This window comes from Nitrosomonas sp. Nm33 (assembly GCF_900107265.1).
Lineage (GTDB): Bacteria > Pseudomonadota > Gammaproteobacteria > Burkholderiales > Nitrosomonadaceae > Nitrosomonas.
The window spans coordinates 57,158-74,913 of record NZ_FNPJ01000007.1; the positions used below are offsets into that span (position 1 = coordinate 57,158).

General features: G+C 43.4%; 15 protein-coding genes. 6 read left to right on the plus strand and 9 right to left on the minus strand.

What is annotated here, in order from left to right; translation table 11 throughout:
• Nucleotides 1–45 precede the first annotated feature (45 nt).
• The 4 genes from BLV54_RS02820 to cysK all read right to left on the minus strand — a co-directional run bounded on the left by BLV54_RS02820 (nt 46) and on the right by cysK (nt 4,007).
• Nucleotides 46–1,053 carry a metal-dependent hydrolase gene (locus tag BLV54_RS02820; RefSeq protein WP_090567477.1) on the minus strand — a complete coding sequence of 336 codons (1,008 nt, stop codon included), beginning with the start codon at nt 1,051–1,053 and terminating at the stop codon, nt 46–48.
• A 589-nt stretch (nt 1,054–1,642) separates the two neighbouring features.
• Complete coding sequence (locus tag BLV54_RS02825) at nt 1,643–2,059, minus strand: GlcG/HbpS family heme-binding protein (RefSeq protein WP_090567480.1); 417 nt, start codon at nt 2,057–2,059, stop codon at nt 1,643–1,645.
• A 20-nt stretch (nt 2,060–2,079) separates the two neighbouring features.
• Entirely contained in the window at nt 2,080–3,030 is a 951-nt protein-coding gene (gene epsC, locus BLV54_RS02830; RefSeq protein ID WP_090567483.1) for a serine O-acetyltransferase EpsC, read from the minus strand.
• Nucleotides 3,027–4,007, minus strand: coding sequence for a cysteine synthase A (gene cysK / locus BLV54_RS02835; protein ID WP_090567486.1), 981 nt, complete (start codon nt 4,005–4,007; stop codon nt 3,027–3,029). The genes epsC and cysK overlap by 4 nt, the downstream gene beginning before the upstream one ends.
• Before the next feature lie 391 nt (nt 4,008–4,398).
• On the opposite strand from cysK, the gene BLV54_RS02840 reads away from it, so the two are divergent.
• Nucleotides 4,399–8,532, plus strand: coding sequence for an EAL domain-containing protein (locus BLV54_RS02840; RefSeq protein ID WP_090567520.1), 4,134 nt, complete (start codon nt 4,399–4,401; stop codon nt 8,530–8,532).
• A 17-nt stretch (nt 8,533–8,549) separates the two neighbouring features.
• Here BLV54_RS02840 and BLV54_RS02845 read toward each other — a convergent pair whose 3' ends face one another.
• Genes BLV54_RS02845 through BLV54_RS02855 form a run of 3 tightly spaced genes read right to left on the minus strand, consistent with a single transcriptional unit; the run spans nt 8,550 to nt 11,482 of the window.
• Complete coding sequence (locus tag BLV54_RS02845; protein ID WP_256329056.1) at nt 8,550–8,867, minus strand: metal-sensitive transcriptional regulator; 318 nt, start codon at nt 8,865–8,867, stop codon at nt 8,550–8,552.
• Nucleotides 8,851–9,060 carry a heavy-metal-associated domain-containing protein gene (locus BLV54_RS02850; RefSeq protein ID WP_090567492.1) on the minus strand — a complete coding sequence of 70 codons (210 nt, stop codon included), beginning with the start codon at nt 9,058–9,060 and terminating at the stop codon, nt 8,851–8,853. Before BLV54_RS02850 ends, BLV54_RS02845 begins: the two co-directional genes overlap by 17 nt.
• Nucleotides 9,061–9,088: 28 nt before the next feature.
• On the minus strand, nt 9,089–11,482 hold the full coding sequence (locus BLV54_RS02855) for a heavy metal translocating P-type ATPase (protein WP_090567495.1): 2,394 nt from the start codon (nt 11,480–11,482) through the stop codon (nt 9,089–9,091).
• A gap of 529 nt (nt 11,483–12,011) precedes the next feature.
• On the opposite strand from BLV54_RS02855, the gene BLV54_RS02860 reads away from it, so the two are divergent.
• Nucleotides 12,012–12,902 (plus strand): polyphosphate kinase 2 family protein, encoded by an 891-nt coding sequence (locus BLV54_RS02860; protein WP_090567499.1) that lies wholly within the window; start codon nt 12,012–12,014, stop codon nt 12,900–12,902.
• Between the two features lie 232 nt (nt 12,903–13,134).
• On the opposite strand, the gene BLV54_RS02865 is transcribed toward BLV54_RS02860, so the two are convergent.
• A complete protein-coding gene (locus tag BLV54_RS02865; RefSeq protein WP_090567502.1) occupies nt 13,135–13,467 on the minus strand; it encodes a hypothetical protein in 333 nt (110 codons plus the stop codon).
• Nucleotides 13,468–13,732: 265 nt separating this feature from the next.
• Between BLV54_RS02865 and BLV54_RS02870 the strand changes: the two genes are divergently transcribed.
• The 4 genes from BLV54_RS02870 to BLV54_RS15925 all read left to right on the plus strand — a co-directional run bounded on the left by BLV54_RS02870 (nt 13,733) and on the right by BLV54_RS15925 (nt 16,793).
• Entirely contained in the window at nt 13,733–15,412 is a 1,680-nt protein-coding gene (locus tag BLV54_RS02870) for a L,D-transpeptidase family protein (protein ID WP_176969648.1), read from the plus strand.
• A gap of 52 nt (nt 15,413–15,464) precedes the next feature.
• Nucleotides 15,465–16,049, plus strand: coding sequence for a peptidoglycan L,D-endopeptidase MepK (locus tag BLV54_RS02875; protein WP_218132298.1), 585 nt, complete (start codon nt 15,465–15,467; stop codon nt 16,047–16,049).
• 69 nt (nt 16,050–16,118) lie between these two features.
• Complete coding sequence (locus BLV54_RS02880) at nt 16,119–16,598, plus strand: nucleoside deaminase (protein WP_090567508.1); 480 nt, start codon at nt 16,119–16,121, stop codon at nt 16,596–16,598.
• 27 nt (nt 16,599–16,625) lie between these two features.
• Complete coding sequence (locus BLV54_RS15925; RefSeq protein ID WP_218132299.1) at nt 16,626–16,793, plus strand: hypothetical protein; 168 nt, start codon at nt 16,626–16,628, stop codon at nt 16,791–16,793.
• 302 nt (nt 16,794–17,095) lie between these two features.
• Here BLV54_RS15925 and BLV54_RS02885 read toward each other — a convergent pair whose 3' ends face one another.
• On the minus strand, nt 17,096–17,608 hold the full coding sequence (locus tag BLV54_RS02885) for a DUF2971 domain-containing protein (protein ID WP_090567511.1): 513 nt from the start codon (nt 17,606–17,608) through the stop codon (nt 17,096–17,098).
• Between the last annotated feature and the right edge of the window lie 148 nt (nt 17,609–17,756).

Below are 17,756 nucleotides of genomic sequence, written 5' to 3' on the forward strand. Positions count from 1 at the left end.
AAGATAAGCGGGAATAATCGCAGATAATCGATATAAGCTATCTCATTAATCGATAGATTCGCCTATCAGGTAAGCCAGAAACTTTTGGCGTGTTTCTTTGGAAGTGTCCCTGAATAATCGATACAGTGCATGTTGATCAGGGTCCTGTAGATTCATCTCTATCCCCCATAACGGCGCAATGGTCGTGGGTAAATTTGAGTAACGTACGTCAACCAGAAGATCAGGATACTCAGGCTGAATAGCAACAAAACCAGCAGAAAAAACGGTAAAACGAGAAATATCCTTTGCTAAAGTTGAATCCTTAGGCAGTTGATCCAGAAACTGATCGATCGTGAATTTTTTGATGGATTCTCCTGGATAGATGCGAGGTTGCGAAAACAGGCCAACCCGAATCGCATCGACATAGAATTTTCCTTCTGTTTCATAAATTGAACGCCACAATACCAAATTGGCCAAAGTCGGTTTAACCAACAACTGCTCAGCGACATGGCCTCTGGAAGCAACCAGAGCTACAGCAGTTGCTTCTGCGCGTTGTAACTGTACCCAGCCAAGCACAAGATAAAGAGTTGCGATGATTAAGCCAATTTTTGCAGCCATGACTGCCTTCTTCTTGTAAGCGCAAATGACTGCGATCAGCAGTATCAAGGTAAAAATGGGATCAACGACAGAAACAATATTAAACGCAACCCGTTCCTCGCTGACTGGCCAGAATAAATGGGTACCGTAGCTGGTCAATGCATCTAGCACACCGCTTAAGCTATAACCCAAAAAGCAGAACAGGTATAGGCGTCCAAAAGATAGCCGCTTCCGAAGAAATGGCCACAGAATAAGCGCCGCAATCAAGCCACCGAACGGAACAAAGAAGATGGAATGCGTAAAATGGCGATGAAATTCCACAGTTAATAAAGGATCATTGGCTGACTGAATCAGAATATCCGCATCTGCAAGTAATCCAGCAAAAAAACCAACGCCTGTAGCTAAACGCGTTTCATTTTGCCGCATACTTGACTGAGCAAGACTGGCACCCAACAATCCTTGAGTAAGTAGATCCATACTTAACAAATATTTACAAAAAGACGGATAGTTAGTTTAGCTTATTTGATCGATAAATGAACGTTGAAGCTTCCGAATAAATTTACGCAAAACCAATTGTACCGTCTGCCTTCCAGGTACCGGCAAAATATCCGAGTTAAAGTGGTATTGAGCATGCTTCTACTGAAGCCATCGTGGTCGCGGATAAGTTTAGGGTATTATTTCGAGGAATAGCGTACGATTGTTAAGAAAGTGAAAATGGGGATATAGAAAGCTGCAGTAACCTGCAGCACACTTTCTATAAAAAGGTTTTTTTAATGAGAACAACACCACGCCATCGTTAGGTACTACTGATTCAGTTATATCACTGCTAATAGTTGCAGGTCATAATACTCGCACCCTTTGCTAATGAGTACTTTACAAGTATGGTGTGCTTCCATAGTAAAACTCTTTGCAAACCATTTCTTTTTACATTTCCAGATCATTTGATTGACAAATAATATAGATAAAACAATATCTTATACCAGCCAAAATCCTATCGTAACCTGATTGAAAATGATCCTCCAACATCAATTAGTTACATACTACTTCTTCTGGTCGAAATTACAGCTTAAAGAGAATCTGGATTAAGTGTATCGATTCCCGCTTGCGCAATTTGTGCATCTTGATGAGACCTTACGCCACTCACGCCGATCGCGCCCACAAATTGATTACCGAGCACAATAGGCAGCCCGCCTTCAATGGGTATTGCTCCAGATAAACTTAAGTAGCGCACATGCCCTTGATTGACTTGCTCCTCCAGTATTTTAGTTGGTCTCCGAAAAGCAATGGCTGATCTGGCCTTTTGTATGGCAACTTCAATACTGCCATACTGCGTATTATCCAACCGCATCAAGTAAAGTAAATGACCTCCTTCATCAACAATAGCAATCACTACTGGCCAATTATTGCGCTTGGCCTCCGCTTCTGCAGCTGCAGCGATTTCTTTGGCGTCCTCAAGTGTCAGAAAAAGTTTGCTATTTGCCATCTCTGTTCCTCAATATAATCCTATATCCCTGCTCCACTTTCGAATATTTCATGACGCATCTGCGCTTGGGTAATATGGCTGCCAGCTGGCACGCTGCGTGTCAACCAGACGTTCCCGCCTATTGTTGAGCCATGTCCGATGGTAATACGCCCCAGGATAGTAGCCCCCGCATAAATTACAACATCATCCTCGACAATGGGATGCCGCGGTATACCTTTCACCAACGCCCCGTACTCATCTATCTGAAATCGTTTTGCACCTAATGTAACAGCCTGATACAGCCGCACATTGCGGCCTATAATGGCAGTCTCTCCAATGACTACACCCGTGCCATGATCAATAAAAAAGCTGCCACCAATCTGAGCACCTGGATGTATTTCTACTCCAGTCAGTGAGTGCGCTATTTCTGAAATCATGCGTGCAATCAGTGGCACACCGAGTCGGTGCAACTCATGCGCGAGCCGATAGTAAGTAATGGCCAAGATGCCCGGATAACATACCAATACTTCATCTACGCTGCGCGCTGCTGGATCACCTTCGTAAGCGGCAACAATATCGCTTTCCAGTAAACTGCGAATCGCAGGTAAACGCCTGGCGAATGCTTGCGTGATATCTATTGCCCGTTCACGATCTTCGTCACTAGGGTTTTCCAAACCTGAGATAAAATGTAATTCATGCTGTATTTGTACCAGCAGCGTACGTAGAGTAGTATTCAGAGTGTGCCCAACATAATGATCAACTCCCTCATCTGCAAGATCAGCCGGACCCAAGCGATTAGGAAACATCGCCGCACTCAAGCCCTCTGCAACACCAACCAGAATTTTACGTGAAGGAAGTTTGGGAGGCCTTCTATGCTTTTGTCGATTTTCCAGCGATGCTAACCGCAGGGCACGTAATTCTCCAACGATATGATCAATCTCAAGATAGGTACTTCTTAACTGGAGATCACTGATTCTATTGACGTTAGTCACTCTATATTTAACCCCTGTTCATTAAACATACCTTCGAAGAGTATACTGCTCAAATAACGTTCACCAGAGTCTGGCAAAATGACAACGATCGTTTTGCCAGCATTTTCTTGACGCTTAGCATGCCGAATAGCTGCTGCAACTGCGGCACCACAGGAAATACCAGAAAGCATCCCTTCTTCCCGCGCAAGACGGCGCGCATATAAAACAGCCTCTTCATTACTGACCTGTTCCACTTCATCTACCAGGGAAAGATCAAGGTTATCCGGCACAAAACCAGCGCCAATTCCTTGAATCTTGTGAGGCCCTGGTGTTAAAGGCTGACCCGACCGCTGCTGCGTAATAACGGGGCTGGCAGCCGGTTCAACAGCAACAGATGTAATCGCTTTACCTTTGATGTGTTTTATATATCGGGAAACGCCAGTCATCGTGCCACCTGTTCCTATTCCCGCAACAAAAATATCAATCGCACCATCAGTATCTTGCCAGATCTCAGGGCCTGTCGTTTGTTCGTGTATCGCTGGATTAGCAGGATTCTTAAATTGTTGTAACAACACAAAGCGATCAGGATCGGAAGCAACGATTTCATTGGCCTTTGCAATAGCGCCTCCCATTCCCCGCTGACCCTCTGTCAGAACCAGCTTGGCACCAAAGGCAACAAGTAATTTGCGACGTTCGGTACTCATGGTTTCCGGCATGGTCAAGGTCAATGGCATACCTCGTTCAGCAGCGACAAATGCCAAGGCAATCCCGGTATTTCCACTCGTAGGTTCTACTAACTCCTTACCAGGACCGAGCAATCCTCGACGCTCTGCATCATCGACCATTGCAGCGCCAATTCGGCATTTGACTGAATATGCTGGGTTACGCCCCTCAATCTTTGCTAGCACAGTCGCTACTGCGCCATCAGTAATCCGATTAAGACGAATTAACGGCGTTCGCCCAATTGATTGTGAATTCCTTTGATACAAATTTGACATGAGATATTCCTTTCTTTACCGCCATTGGCGTATCTACATTAATTATCTGAGTAAATATTAAATACCAACAAATATTTAGTGCGTTATTTTAGCTGGCATTGCATATTTTGTTACAGCACATCAATGACTACACTTAAAATTTATATGACATTAAATTAGGCTCAAATAATATAATGAAGCATCAAGCAGATATTAATAGAGAATATAAAAAAATGGCACGTTCCCGATAACCACTAAAGGCAATTAGCCCAGCTATATGTTACCAAAGGATGGCTAGCGTTTACCTGGAAAGTAGCATCAATCTATCTCATAAATATCTATCCTCCTTTCCTTCCTGACTGCAATTAAATCCAGCATGAAATTGCACTTACTAAACTCGCTTGAATTTCCCATGATGCGAGTTATCGCCCTAACGGCAGCTTATTTTATAGCCGGAAAGCTGGGACTAAGCATGCCCTTCATTGGTTCTAACATTACCTTGTTCTGGCCACCTACCGGAATATCACTAGCGGCTATCTTAGTATGGGGACCTTCATGCTGGATTGGCATTTTTCTCGGTGCGCTCTTAGTTAATTTAACTACGGGCGAACCTATCTTCTCCACTGCACTTGAGATCGCTATAGGCAATACTCTTGCTCCGACATTCGGGGCGCTGATGCTGAAAAGAATCATAGGATCTCAAAACATTTTTAGACGAGGTCGAAATGTAGTTATTTTTATTCTGATTACTGCTGGTTCGATGCTATTGAGCGCGACCGGTGGCACGCTCTCTCTGTACTTTAATGGCCTGCTATCAAGCGACTTAGTATTTGACGCTTGGCTAGGATGGTGGCTAGGAGACATAATCGGGGTAATGATTTTTTCCCCTCTACTGCTAGCCTGGGCAGCCAATCAAGCAAATCCTGACCTTCGTCATCCTCGACTCGGATTGGAATTCTTCCTGGTCATAAGTAGCTGTATTGCCGTAACCTGGCTGGTATTCGGTGATGCTCTGGCGCTGGGCCACCTCAAGTTATCGCTCGCCTTCTTGGTATTCCCCCCCTTGATTTGGGCAGGGTTACGCTTCAATATCATAGGCATTTCTATTGTATCTGCAGCAATTACTTTACTTGCCATCTGGGGGACCTCACAGAATCTCGGCCCTTTTTCTCAAGGCCATCCCCAGCTAGATCAGTTAGTCTTGTGTATCTTTGTGGCAACCGTTGCGCTCATCTCGCACATAATGATCGGTATTCAGGCTAGCTGGCGCCAAGCAGAGCAAGGCTTGCGTGACAGTGAATCGCGCCTGCGTATGGCACTGGCAGCATCTAACCAGGGTCTTTATGACTTCAATATGCAAACAGGAGTAGCAACTGTCAGCCCTGAATATGCTCGTATGCTGGGTTATGATCCAAAAACCTTTGAGGAAACCATTAACTATTGGCGCGATCGCCTTCATCCAGAAGATCGCGAGTCAGCCTTTCAAATTTACAAAGATTACCTCAATGGCTTACGCAAAGATTATCAGGTGGAATTTCGCCAGCTCACTCAGCAAGGTGATTGGAAATGGATACTTTCTCTGGGCAAGATGGTCGAATGGGACGACCAAGGATATCCGCTACGCATGTTGGGTACTCATACTGATATCAGTGAGCGTAAAGCTAAGGAGTTCGCTTTACGCCAAAGCGAAGCTGCACTTCGCCGTGCACAATCCCTAGCCAAACTGGGTAGCTGGCATTTAAATCTGAAAAATAATGTACTCACCTGGTCTGAGGAAGCTTTCAAAATTTTTGGAGTAAAAGATAGTACTCTCCTCAATTATGAGGACTTTCTGGCCTGTGTGGTACCAGAAGACCGGGATTGGGTTGATTGTGCCTGGCGTGCAGCCTTGCAAGGTGCGCCTTACGATATCGAACACCAAATTAACGCCAATGGAAAAATTAAATGGGTTAAAGAGCAAGCTGAGATCACATCTGATAGTAGTGGCAGAGCAATTGAAGTGCTTGGTACGGTTCAAGATATCAGCGAACGTAAATTTGCAGAAGAAGTAGTCAAGCAAGCGAAGACATTACTGCAAACAGTTATTGATGCAACCCCAGACTGGATTTTTGTCAAAGATAAACAGTATCGTTTTGTATTGGCAAATCAGTCATTTGCCAGCAGTCAAGGGCTTAAACCAGCTGAGATGATAGGTAAACCGGATACTGATTTCTGGTCTGAGCATCTGTGTTATGGTGATCCAGCTCAGGGAATCAGAGGGTTTCACACGGATGACGATGAAGCGATTGCCGGTAAAACAGTACATAACCCTGCGGATCCTGCGACGCTCGCAGATGGGCAGCTACGCTGGTTTGATACCTGGAAGCTGCCAATGCGGGATGCCAATGGTGAAGTAATTGGTGTCTTGGCGTATGCCCGTGACATCACTGATCGCTTAAATGCTGAGTTAAAATACCGAACACTGATCGAGCAAATTCCAGCGGTAACTTACATCGCTAACATCAATCCTACTGCAGATACTCTCTACGTTAGCCCACAAATCGAATCACAGCTCGGCTTTAGTGTTCAAGAATGTCTTGATGATCCACAAATGCGGATAAAACAAATTCATCCGGATGACAGGGAAAAAATCATCGCTAGCTTGTCAGCCAGCTTTATGACGGGTGAATCTTACAATTTGGAATATCGTATTTTTAAAAAGGATGGCAATATTGCCTGGGTTCGGGATGATGCCATTTTACTAAAAGATGGAGCTGGAAAACCATTATTATTTCAAGGCGTCCTGTTTGATATCACGAATCAAAGACAAACCGAAGAAAATCTAAAATCAGCCATAGAAGAACTGCGTACTTCTGAAAAGCACCAACGTGAGCTCCGCACGTTGGCGGAGCGAGAGCAAAGCCGTATGCGCGCTTTGCTCTCCGCCATGAATATCGGAATTCTGTTTGAGGATGATGAACAGAAAGTCGAGTATTTTAATCCAGCTTTTCTTCATATGTGGGATATTAGCTCCCATGAAAACTTATTGAATATACCGACCAAAACTGTGTTTGAGCGATTTACTAAGTATTTTGTACAATCCAGCCATGCAGCAAAATTTAGACGTGACGCTCTCGATACCCATGAAATTAGCGAACAGTCTGAGCTTCAACTCACTGATGGACGAATACTTACCCAGCTATCTTACCCGGTAAACGATGTTAAAGGTCGATCTATAGGGCGACTGTGGATTTATGAAGACATTACCAAGGAGCGGCAAACAGCCAAACAACTCATTTATCTTGCTGAGCGAGATCCGCTGACAGGCCTATACAACCGACATCGTTTTCAGGAAGAGCTAGATAATTTAATCGCAACTTCCTTACGCAATCAAAGCAAATTTGCATTGCTCTATTTTGATCTGGACGATTTCAAATACATTAATGATACTTTTGGTCATCGGGCAGGTGATATGGTATTAGTTCGTGCTGCCAGAGAAATCTCCAGCATTGTTCGCCATATTGAAATATTCGCACGATTAGGAGGCGATGAATTTGCTATTCTAAGTCTTATTCAACCAAAAGATGATATCAGCGCACTGCCTGTCCGTATCGTAACAGCGATCTCATCTATTCCCTTGCGTTTTCACAATACCAATATTCGTCTCACCAGCAGCGTAGGTGTAGCTATCTTCCCAGAACATGGAGAAACAGCTGAGAATCTGATCGCTCACGCCGATGCCGCCATGTATCAAGCCAAGAATCAAGGTAAAAATACCTGGACCATCTACGATCCTATACATGACACTTCTGAAGTCACGTTAAACCGAATAACTTGGCACAACCGGATAAAACAAGCTCTTGATCAAGAGCTGTTCGAAATTCATTTCCAAGGTGTATATGAAACCACTCGGAATACCCTGACGCATTTAGAATCACTCATCAGGATGCGGAACTCAAATGAATCCGATAATTTGATCATGCCGGGTCAATTCATACCAGTCGCAGAGAAAAACGGACAAATCGTTCACATAGACCAATGGGTAATAAAACGCAGTATCGAGTTACTTAGTCAGAATCCAACTATGCCACCGGTAGCGATTAATATTTCAGGCCGCACATTTGATGATCCGGCTATCTCAAACTATATCCAAAATCTGCTGACCAAATTTAATGTGGATCCCAGGCGCCTTATTATAGAGCTGACCGAGACTGTGGCGGTGTCAGACATCCAGGATGCCCAACGCTTTATTGAAGCAATTCGACAATCTGGTTGCCAAGTTTGTCTGGATGATTTTGGTAGCGGTTTTGCCACTTTTGGCTATCTGAAATATCTGGATGTAGAAATAATAAAAATAGATGGTTTATTTATTCGCGATCTCCCTAAGAATCGGGATAATCAGATTATCGTTAAAGCTATGGTAGAAGTGGCACACGGACTCGGAAAGATGACAGTAGCAGAATTTGTTGAAGATGCTGCCACATTGAGCATGATCAAAAGCATGGGCATCGACTTCGCACAGGGATATTACTTTGGGCGCCCGACAGCACAAATTCCCAACAAATAACAAAATTCACAATCTTCTTATCGTGCAAACTTCCGCACCACAGCCATAAATTCATCAATAGCAGCATCACCGTTACCAGACTGAATGGCCGACTGCATACAATCATGCGTATGGTTTTCAAGTAATTGCATGGCCACCGCATCCAGGGCAGACTGCAGGGCTGAAACCTGATTCAGGATATCGACACAATAGCGATCCTCCGTAATCATTTTGGCTACACCGCGTACCTGACCTTCAATGCGGTTAAGGCGTTTTATTAACGCCTCCTTATTGGGTTGTATCACGTGATCGGGCACGTGGCATAACTCTTTTTTGTTATTAGATAATGGTTTCAAAACCTGCTTCCTCGATTGCCTGTTTAAACTGATCGATACCGGTGATAGCCGCGTCGTACTCGATGGTAACCTGAGCATCCTCCAGTGAGACTTCCGCGCCACTCACTCCCGGAATCTTTTCCAGCACATTTTTAATACTTCTAACACAGCCCATACAGGTCATGCCTTTGATATTGATGATGGTTGTTTGCATCTAATGACTCCTCTTTATATTAGTTAATTTAGGTACCTGGCTGCCATCGCTTAAGCAGCAGTGAGTTACTGACGACCGACACCGAACTCATGGCCATGGCGGCTCCCGCGATAATCGGGCTAAGCATGCCAATGGCAGCCAATGGAATACCGAGCACATTGTAGATAAAGGCAAAGAACAGGTTTTGGCGAATTTTGCCCAAAGTCGCACGGGAAAGTGAAATCGCATCGGCCACGCTCATCAAATCATTATTCATCAGCGTAATGTCCGCTGCTTCGATCGCCACATCAGATCCCGCGCCAACGGCAAAACTTACGTCAGCTGCAGCCAGCGCAGGAGCATCGTTAATGCCATCCCCTACCATAGCGGTGAATTGTCCACTTGCTATTAATTTGGTCACTTCGGTTGCTTTGTCTTGGGGCAAGACTTCGGCGCGATAGTGGTTAATACCTGCTTGTTTAGCAATGGCAGCTGCGGTAGCCACATTATCGCCAGTCAACATGACGACTTGAATGCCCATTGCCTGCAATCGCTGGACGGCCTGCGCGGAAGTACGCCGTAACCGGTCAGCGATGGCGAGATAACCGAGTACCTGCCACACCCCGTCTGAATGCACAGTTACTCCAATCACAGTCTTGCCTTCAGCCTGAAGTGCTGCCAAGCGAGATTGGTCAAGGGTTGCGCCATACGCTTGTAGAAATTTTGGCGAGCCCAGTAAATATTCAGCGTCACTGATACGAGCCATAACGCCACTTCCAGTTACCGCTGTAAAATTACTCATCGCCTGAGGCTGGATAGCCATGCTAGCTGTGTACTCGAGCACGGCTTTTGCGAGTGGATGCTCTGACCCTTGTTCCAGGGTAGCAGCTATCTGTAATAATGCTTGTTCTGTGACTGGGCCTGCCGGAACGACATCAGTAACAACAGGCCTCCCTTCCGTGAGGGTGCCTGTCTTGTCTACAATCAAAACCTGAATTTTTTCAGCATGCTCAAGCGCGGCAGCATTTTTCACGAGCACACCCACTTGAGCACCGCGCCCAGTACCCACCATAATGGCTGTGGGCGTCGCTAATCCCAGTGCGCATGGACATGCAATGACCAGCACTGCAACCGCATTGATCAGCGACAATACGAAATTCCCCATCAACCACCACGTTAATACCAGGGTCAGGATACTGATGACCACGACTACCGGCACAAATATTCCTGAAATGGTGTCAGCCATACGCTGGATCGGCGCCTTGGAACCCTGTGCTTCCTCTACCAGGCGAATAATGGCGGCAAGCTGCGTATGCGCCCCCACGCTAGTGGCACGGCACTTCAGTAGCCCTTGTTGATTTTGAGTGGCTGCAAATACTTTGGCACCGACCTGTTTAGTTACCGGCAGACTCTCTCCTGTCAGCATCGCTTCGTTCACACTGGATGTACCTTCGATCACAACCCCATCTACAGGCAAATTCTCGCCGGGCCGCACAATAAAAACATCGCCTACTTTAAGGGTATCGACATCGACTTCGATAATTTCACCCTCACGCTCAACCCGGGCGATTTTGGGTTGCAGCTTAATCAATTCTTCAATGGCAGCAGAAGTTCTGCTTTTTGCGCGAGCCTCCATCAACTTACCTAACAATACCAGCGTAATGATGGCGACACTTGCCTCGAAATAAACGTGCTGATCCAGTGCGGAAAGGGTAACGGCTACACTGAAGAAATAAGCCATGCTGGTGCCCAATGCGATCAACACATCCATATTGGCTCCACCGCCCCGTAAGGCATGCCAGGCGCCAACGTAGAAACGTCTCCCCACCCAGAACTGCACAGGTGTTGCCAATAACCACTGCAGCCAGCGTGGCAGCAGATCAGCATGGTCTCCCGTCAACATAACACCCATTTGCAGCATAAATGGTAAGGTAAGTGCAGCGGATAACCAGAAGGTACGAAGCTCCCCCTGATAAGCTGCCAGTCGCCTGACTTTCTCTTCATTGCGACTTGCTTCACTGATCTCACTCGCACCATAGCCTGCCTTGACAACAGCCGCAATCAAATCATCCACCGTTGCCGCAGCCGGATTGAAGCTGACATGAGCAACTTCTGTCGCTAGATTAACGGTGGCTGTAACACCAGGAATTTTATTCAACGCTTGTTCAATGCGCCCACTGCATGCCGCGCACGTCATGCCGCTGATCCGCAGTTGTATTGTCGGAGGAATAACATGAAAGCCAGCTTTCTCAATCGAGTGAATCAGATCTTCAGCATGCGTTGCGGCATCATCAAACTCTATTATCGCTTTCTCGCTGGCAAAATTTACTGCCGCATGCACACCCGGTAATTTGTTGAGATTCTTTTCAATTCGCGCCGCACAAGCCGCACAAGTCATCCCTTCTATCGGCAGCTCAATGTGTTTATGTGTAAGCGTACTCACCTTGCCCCTCCTTACTTTTTATTGCAGAAATGAGCTTATCGTATACCCCTACAGGGTATAAGTCAATATACTATAGAGAAGCTAGCAATAATAGAAATGAATGAAGCAGGAGCTGTTAAACGGTTTATTTCTGTCTTTTTATTTCTGCTTTTTTAGCAATCAGTACAGCTGCACGGAACCGAACATTACTGCTGATCGGGACATTGTCCATGCTCGCCTATATCAGCTATTTTACTTATGGACATTTCCGCAATACGCTTGGTTAACCATTAGTTCTGATCATACGTGGTGCAGCTTTTATCACTATCGGTTCGATCGCCATGAAAATTAATAGCCGGCATATGCGCGAAACAATCTAAAGAATATTTCTGGATTAGATCGATCCAGCAAAGTGGGAATATCTATATTTTATTGATTGAATGGCATGTAATCTTAATAATCAGATGCAATATCTGATTGCCTCAATTCGATTGATGAAATAACCTCCAGAAGCAGCCTCAGAATGATGGATTTGTTATAAGGAATTAACATGGAGCTTAATTTAGAACTTGCCAACTTCAAGATTAATCCCGACACACAGGTAAATTTATCCGAGCGGCCAACCAGAATTAAGCCACTCTATTCATCCAAAAAACACCACCAGGAACTTTTAAATAAATTACATGAAGAACTGGGCACTCTCCAGGATATGCTTTATGCGCACAATCGCTATGCGATGTTACTCATTTTTCAGGGCATGGATTCAGCAGGCAAAGGAAGCATCATCAAACATGTGATGACTGGTATCAATCCACAAGGATGTCAGGTATTCAGTTTTCAGCAACCCACTGCTGAGGATCTTGATCATGATTTTCTATGGCGAAGCAACAATCGCCTCCCTGAAAGAGGGCGTATCGGTATTTTCGATCGGTCTTATTACGAAGAAGTAACCGCAGTTCGCGTCATGCCAGGGTTACTGGCGCAGCAACATTTACCCATGGAGTTTCTCGACCCAGCAAAAATCTGGCAGGAACGTTTCCAGGATATTATCAACCTAGAAAGCTACTTACATCGCAATGGGATTCGCATTGTCAAATTTTTTCTTCATTTATCAAAAGAAGAACAACGACAACGCTTGCTTGCACGCATTGACGAGCCAAAAAAGAACTGGAAAATCAGCCGTGCTGATATGGAAGCCCGTCAACACTGGGATTCTTTTCAAATAGCCTATGCTGAATGCCTGGGCGCTACCAGTAGCGAGCATTCACCCTGGTATATCATACCAGCAGACGACAAACGCAATGCCCAATTGCTCGTATCCAAAATTATCAGGAATACAATGAAAATGCTCCAGATTAGCTATCCCATTACTACTGAAGCTCATCGCAAAGAATTGGCAGAGATCAGGGATGCTTTGGAAAAGGAACAATTTGCCCATTGATTAAGTAGATAACCGTACAACAGAGCCGTTGATCCCCCTCATAAAATAGACGTGCATTCTTACTTAACCACCCTGCCTTCAGACAGACTGAATAACTACATTAAAGTAAACAATTTTTTCTTTGCAAACCGTTAAAACAGAATTAACAGATACTTTTTTCTCAGCAACTCTCTGCTTAAGTAATTTCAAAAATTACCGCTAACATCATGCAAAAAATCTGGAGTAAACAAGCTTAACTTGTTGACTTCTCTTCTTTACGTTTAGCCCTACGCGCGATTTCCACCTTAAGTTCCTCAAGGAAATCCATATTGGTTTTGCGCTGCTTCTCACTCTTGTACCAGCTGTAGCAGGTGACTACGCCCAGTATGATCAAGATAATACTCATCGCAGTAATACCATCAAAGAAAATAAATACCACACCGGTTGAAATTGCTATGGCTCCAAGCACTGCAGTCAATAGCCCCATGCGATTCCCCCAGCTTGAGGTGGCATGCTTGAGGCACCATACATCGAGCTTATCGCGTGTTGAAGAAAGCTCTTCATCAGTCCATTTTTTAATATCCATGATTTTCTGAATACCCTTTCTTTTATCTATATCAGTTTATTTATCTTATACTTAATATGTTTAACTTTACGTGACAGCATCATTAGGGTCAATGATCAAGTTATGACGCTTTAATCTATTGTTGGTAATGATAGTGATTTACACCTCCATTTTTATAAATCTTCTAAATAAGCTCAAAATATATCAGTTCTCTCTTAGTAATTTTGGCCGATATATGGTACAAAGCCAAGTTACTATAAATTGGTTTAAGTTTTATCGATATTGCATGAGTAGTCTATTAGAAGGTGGTACGAGGTTTTTCTATTTCTACATTAAAAATACCCCGATTACTAAAATTCGAGCACTTCAAGCAGTCTTTTTTATTATTGGAATATTTTGCTTACTTCCCGCAACTGCTAAGGATGTCACTTCAATTAATGCTCAAGCATTGCGCAATCAGCTTGATAAGCTTCCTACTGCATCGAGCAAAATTGATGTGGCTATTTTAAAACACTTTTATGCAATGCGCGATTATCATCCCGCTTGGGTACAGGCTGACAATCTATCACCCGGATTTGATATAGCAATAGCATTCATTGCAACTGCCGAACAGGAAGGCCTGGATAGCAAAGATTATAAGCTTGAACAATTATTACACTTACGTAAACAAAGTAACGAGGACTCTATTCTACTTGAGATCGAGTTACGCACTACTCAAGCAATCTTGATGCTCGCTAGAGATTTACGCAAGGGTCGTCTGATAGCCTCAGAAGTTGACCCTGATTGGCATATTCAACAGCAGATATTCGATCCAGCAGCTTACTTGCAAAACGCTATTGCTTCTGGAAATTTAAAATCATCTCTAGAAGATTTACCTCCTAAATCCAAGGGCTATCAGCTGATGAAACAGGCTTTAGCCAAATATCGTGAGCTGGTAGCACGCGGCATCAATTGGACCATTATTCCGGAAGCACCCCTGATTCGACCCAATATGAATCACTCGATTATTCCACTACTTCGCTCCCGAATTGCGCAAGCTTTTGCCATGCTCGGCAATCCTGACTATGATATCGCTCCGAGTAAAAGCGAAAAATATGATGAGGAATTGGTAAAGGCGGTCAAAGTATTTCAAGAGCAGCATGGACTGAATGCTGATGGGGTTATCGGACCTAATACACGGGCAGCACTAAATAAAACACCTGAGCAGAAAATCAGACAATTACGTATCAATATGGAACGTTTGCGATGGCTGCCAAGAGAATTAGGTGATCGTTACTTATTGGTCAATGTTGCTGGATTTCGTCTGGTTGCTATTGAGGATGAGAAGCATGTTTTAGATATGCGTATTATCGTAGGACGCGATTATCGTTCAACGCCCAGTTTTAATAGCCTCATTTCTCACCTTATCCTGAATCCATACTGGAATGTTCCAAACAGTATTGCGCGTAAAGATTTACTACCTAAACAACAAAATAATCCTAATTTTTTTACTTCACAAAGAATAAGAGTTTATGTAAACCATGATGGTCATTCCGAAGCAGTTAATCCAGATTTGATTAACTGGCATGCAGCAGGCAAAAATTTTCCTTATGTGTTAAGGCAAGATCCAGGAGAGAAAAATGCGTTAGGCACTATAAAATTTATGTTTCCGAACCCTTTCAACATATACCTACATGATACCCCTTCTAAACAATTGTTTCAGAAAGATGTTCGAATGTTTAGTTCGGGCTGTATCCGCTTAGAAAAGCCATTGCAATTAGCTGGGTTTGTTTTGAATCAACCCAATGCAGTGACTGATATCGTTGACAAAATAAAAAGCGGTAAAACAATTACAGTTAATTTACCCAAACGCTTACCCATCTATTTAATCTATCTCACGACATGGGTTGACAATTCAAACAATATTTATTTCGCATCAGATACTTATGGGCGTGATAAGCGAATTCTAGAGCATGTTCGCTGGTAAGCAATAATATCTTTTCTAAATAAAACCTTGATATCTTACGGGAGGACTCGCAGTGTTTTTACAGGGAGCTAATAATGATAATAATCAACTAACAGAACTGGATGTTAGTCGGCGCTTTTTTATTAAAACAGGGTTAAGCGCCTGCACGTTGCTAGCGTTACCAGCAGCAGCCTATGCCAGTAAGCCAAAAACAACAGTTAAACAATTGGCGTTGCTTAATTTGCATACAGGCGAAAGAGTAAAATCTGTTTACTGGGAAAAAGGCCGTTATATTTCCAGCTCACTAAGAGATATTGAAAAAATACTGCGCGATCATCGTACCGGGAAAACGCATATAATTGATCTTCGATTACTCGACATATTACAATTTCTGTATAGTCGAATGGGTGCAAGGAAAGAATTCCAAGTTATTTCTGGCTATCGCTCACCCGAAACCAACAAAATGCTTGCCTTGCAAAATCATGGCGTAGCAAAGCAGAGTCTGCATATGCAAGGTAGGGCAATCGACATTCGATTACCTGAATTTTCCCTCGCTGATTTGAGAAAAGCGGCTTTATCGTTAAAAGTAGGTGGCGTTGGATATTATCCCAACTCCAACTTTATCCATCTTGATACAGGGAATGTGCGCTATTGGTAAGACAATGCTCTGTAGTATAGCTGAATTGATCTTTGCGATGCGCTAAGAGAAAGAAACGATAAACAACTCATGAAGGAAGCACAACAAATACAATTTATGCTGGAAGCCATTAGTCTCTCAGCTTATGGAATGATCCATAATGAGGGCGGGCCGTTTGGTTGTGTAATTGTCAAAAATAACTCAATTATTGGAAGAGGTAGCAATAAAGTAATCTTGATGAATGATCCTACTGCTCATGCTGAAATCATCGCAATAAGAGATGCATGCCAGCATTTAGGTACTTTTCAGCTTGATGGGTGCCAAATCTATACTTCCTGCGAACCTTGTCCGATGTGTCTGGGTGCTATCTATTGGGCTCACCCAGAAAAAGTATATTATGCCTGTACCCGAAAGGATGCAGCCCAAATCGGATTCGACGATCAATTTATTTATGAAGAAATGATGTCTGATTTGCCACATCGTAAGATTCCAATGGAGCAAATACTACGACCAGAATCATTGAAAGTCTTTTCAGGTTGGTTAGAAAAAGCAGATAAGATAATTTACTAAAATAAGAATAAAGCACAAACAGGGCCGTTGGGAACAGTGGAAACTCATTATTCTCAAATCGATTTTCCTAATTTCCAGCATATTACGGTGCTGACTGACCTGCGTAAACAATTTCCAGTATCGCGCCATGGCCGCCGCCATTCACGCTCTGTATTGCAAATTCTCATGGATGGTGAATTCGCAGAGACTAAGTAATTGTCAATGCTAATCTCAATCCAGTCAGCAGTAAATTGAGGGTGAAGATCAATCCTGATGAAACTGCGTATATTTGCAGATTAGTTCTCGTCTACAAATGAAATGAATGAACGATGGTATAGCATATATAAAAATTCGGAATGTGCAGCCATCAGAGATACAAGTGCTCGTCAATTATCCTTAGTTGCAGATCTCATGATCAATGAAAAGAGTATGCTGGGCTATATTAAAACTTTACCTAACGTATAATGCTAACGGATTAATAAATAAAATATAGATTCTATAGATACACCCCCAATCAGCTATCGAAGCGGAATAGTAGAATATGAAATTTCAAGATTTGGATATCTATTGTTAACAACCATTTCCAATGCTTTTCTTGCAAGCGATGAGTCTACTGTTGGACCAATCTTTATTGAAATAATAGGAAGTATTCTTTCATGATCGTTGTCTTTGTCACCTCGCATGCCGATTTCTACAAAAGGAATAATACCGAGACTGCTGCTCCTAAATTTAATTTGATTTGAATAAGTCTTTTCAGTTGGGAAATATACAAGCCTCCATTCCTGCTCCTCATAAAATGATGGATGTTTAAAAAATGCAGCATATCTTTTTACTTCTTCCTCAAAAACCTGAGCATGAGCATTGGTAAGAAATGTTGCACTGTCAAAATTCATACCTTCAGTATTTCTCTTCAGAGAAACCGTTACAGCTTCCAGAAGCTTGTTGAGAATCTGTTTTTGTTCTTTTTGAGAGTAAATTACTTTACAAAGTCTAAAACCATAAGTCGGATGATTGAGTGAAGTGGTCCCCAAAAACTGTACAGATTGTTAAGCTCTGACAAAATTAAAAAGGAGCTTAATGACGATGAGTAAGAAGCGCACTCAATATTCGAGTGAATTCAAAGCAAAACTAGCGCTGGCAGCGATACGCGGTGATGAAACTGTCCCGCAGTTGGCAGCG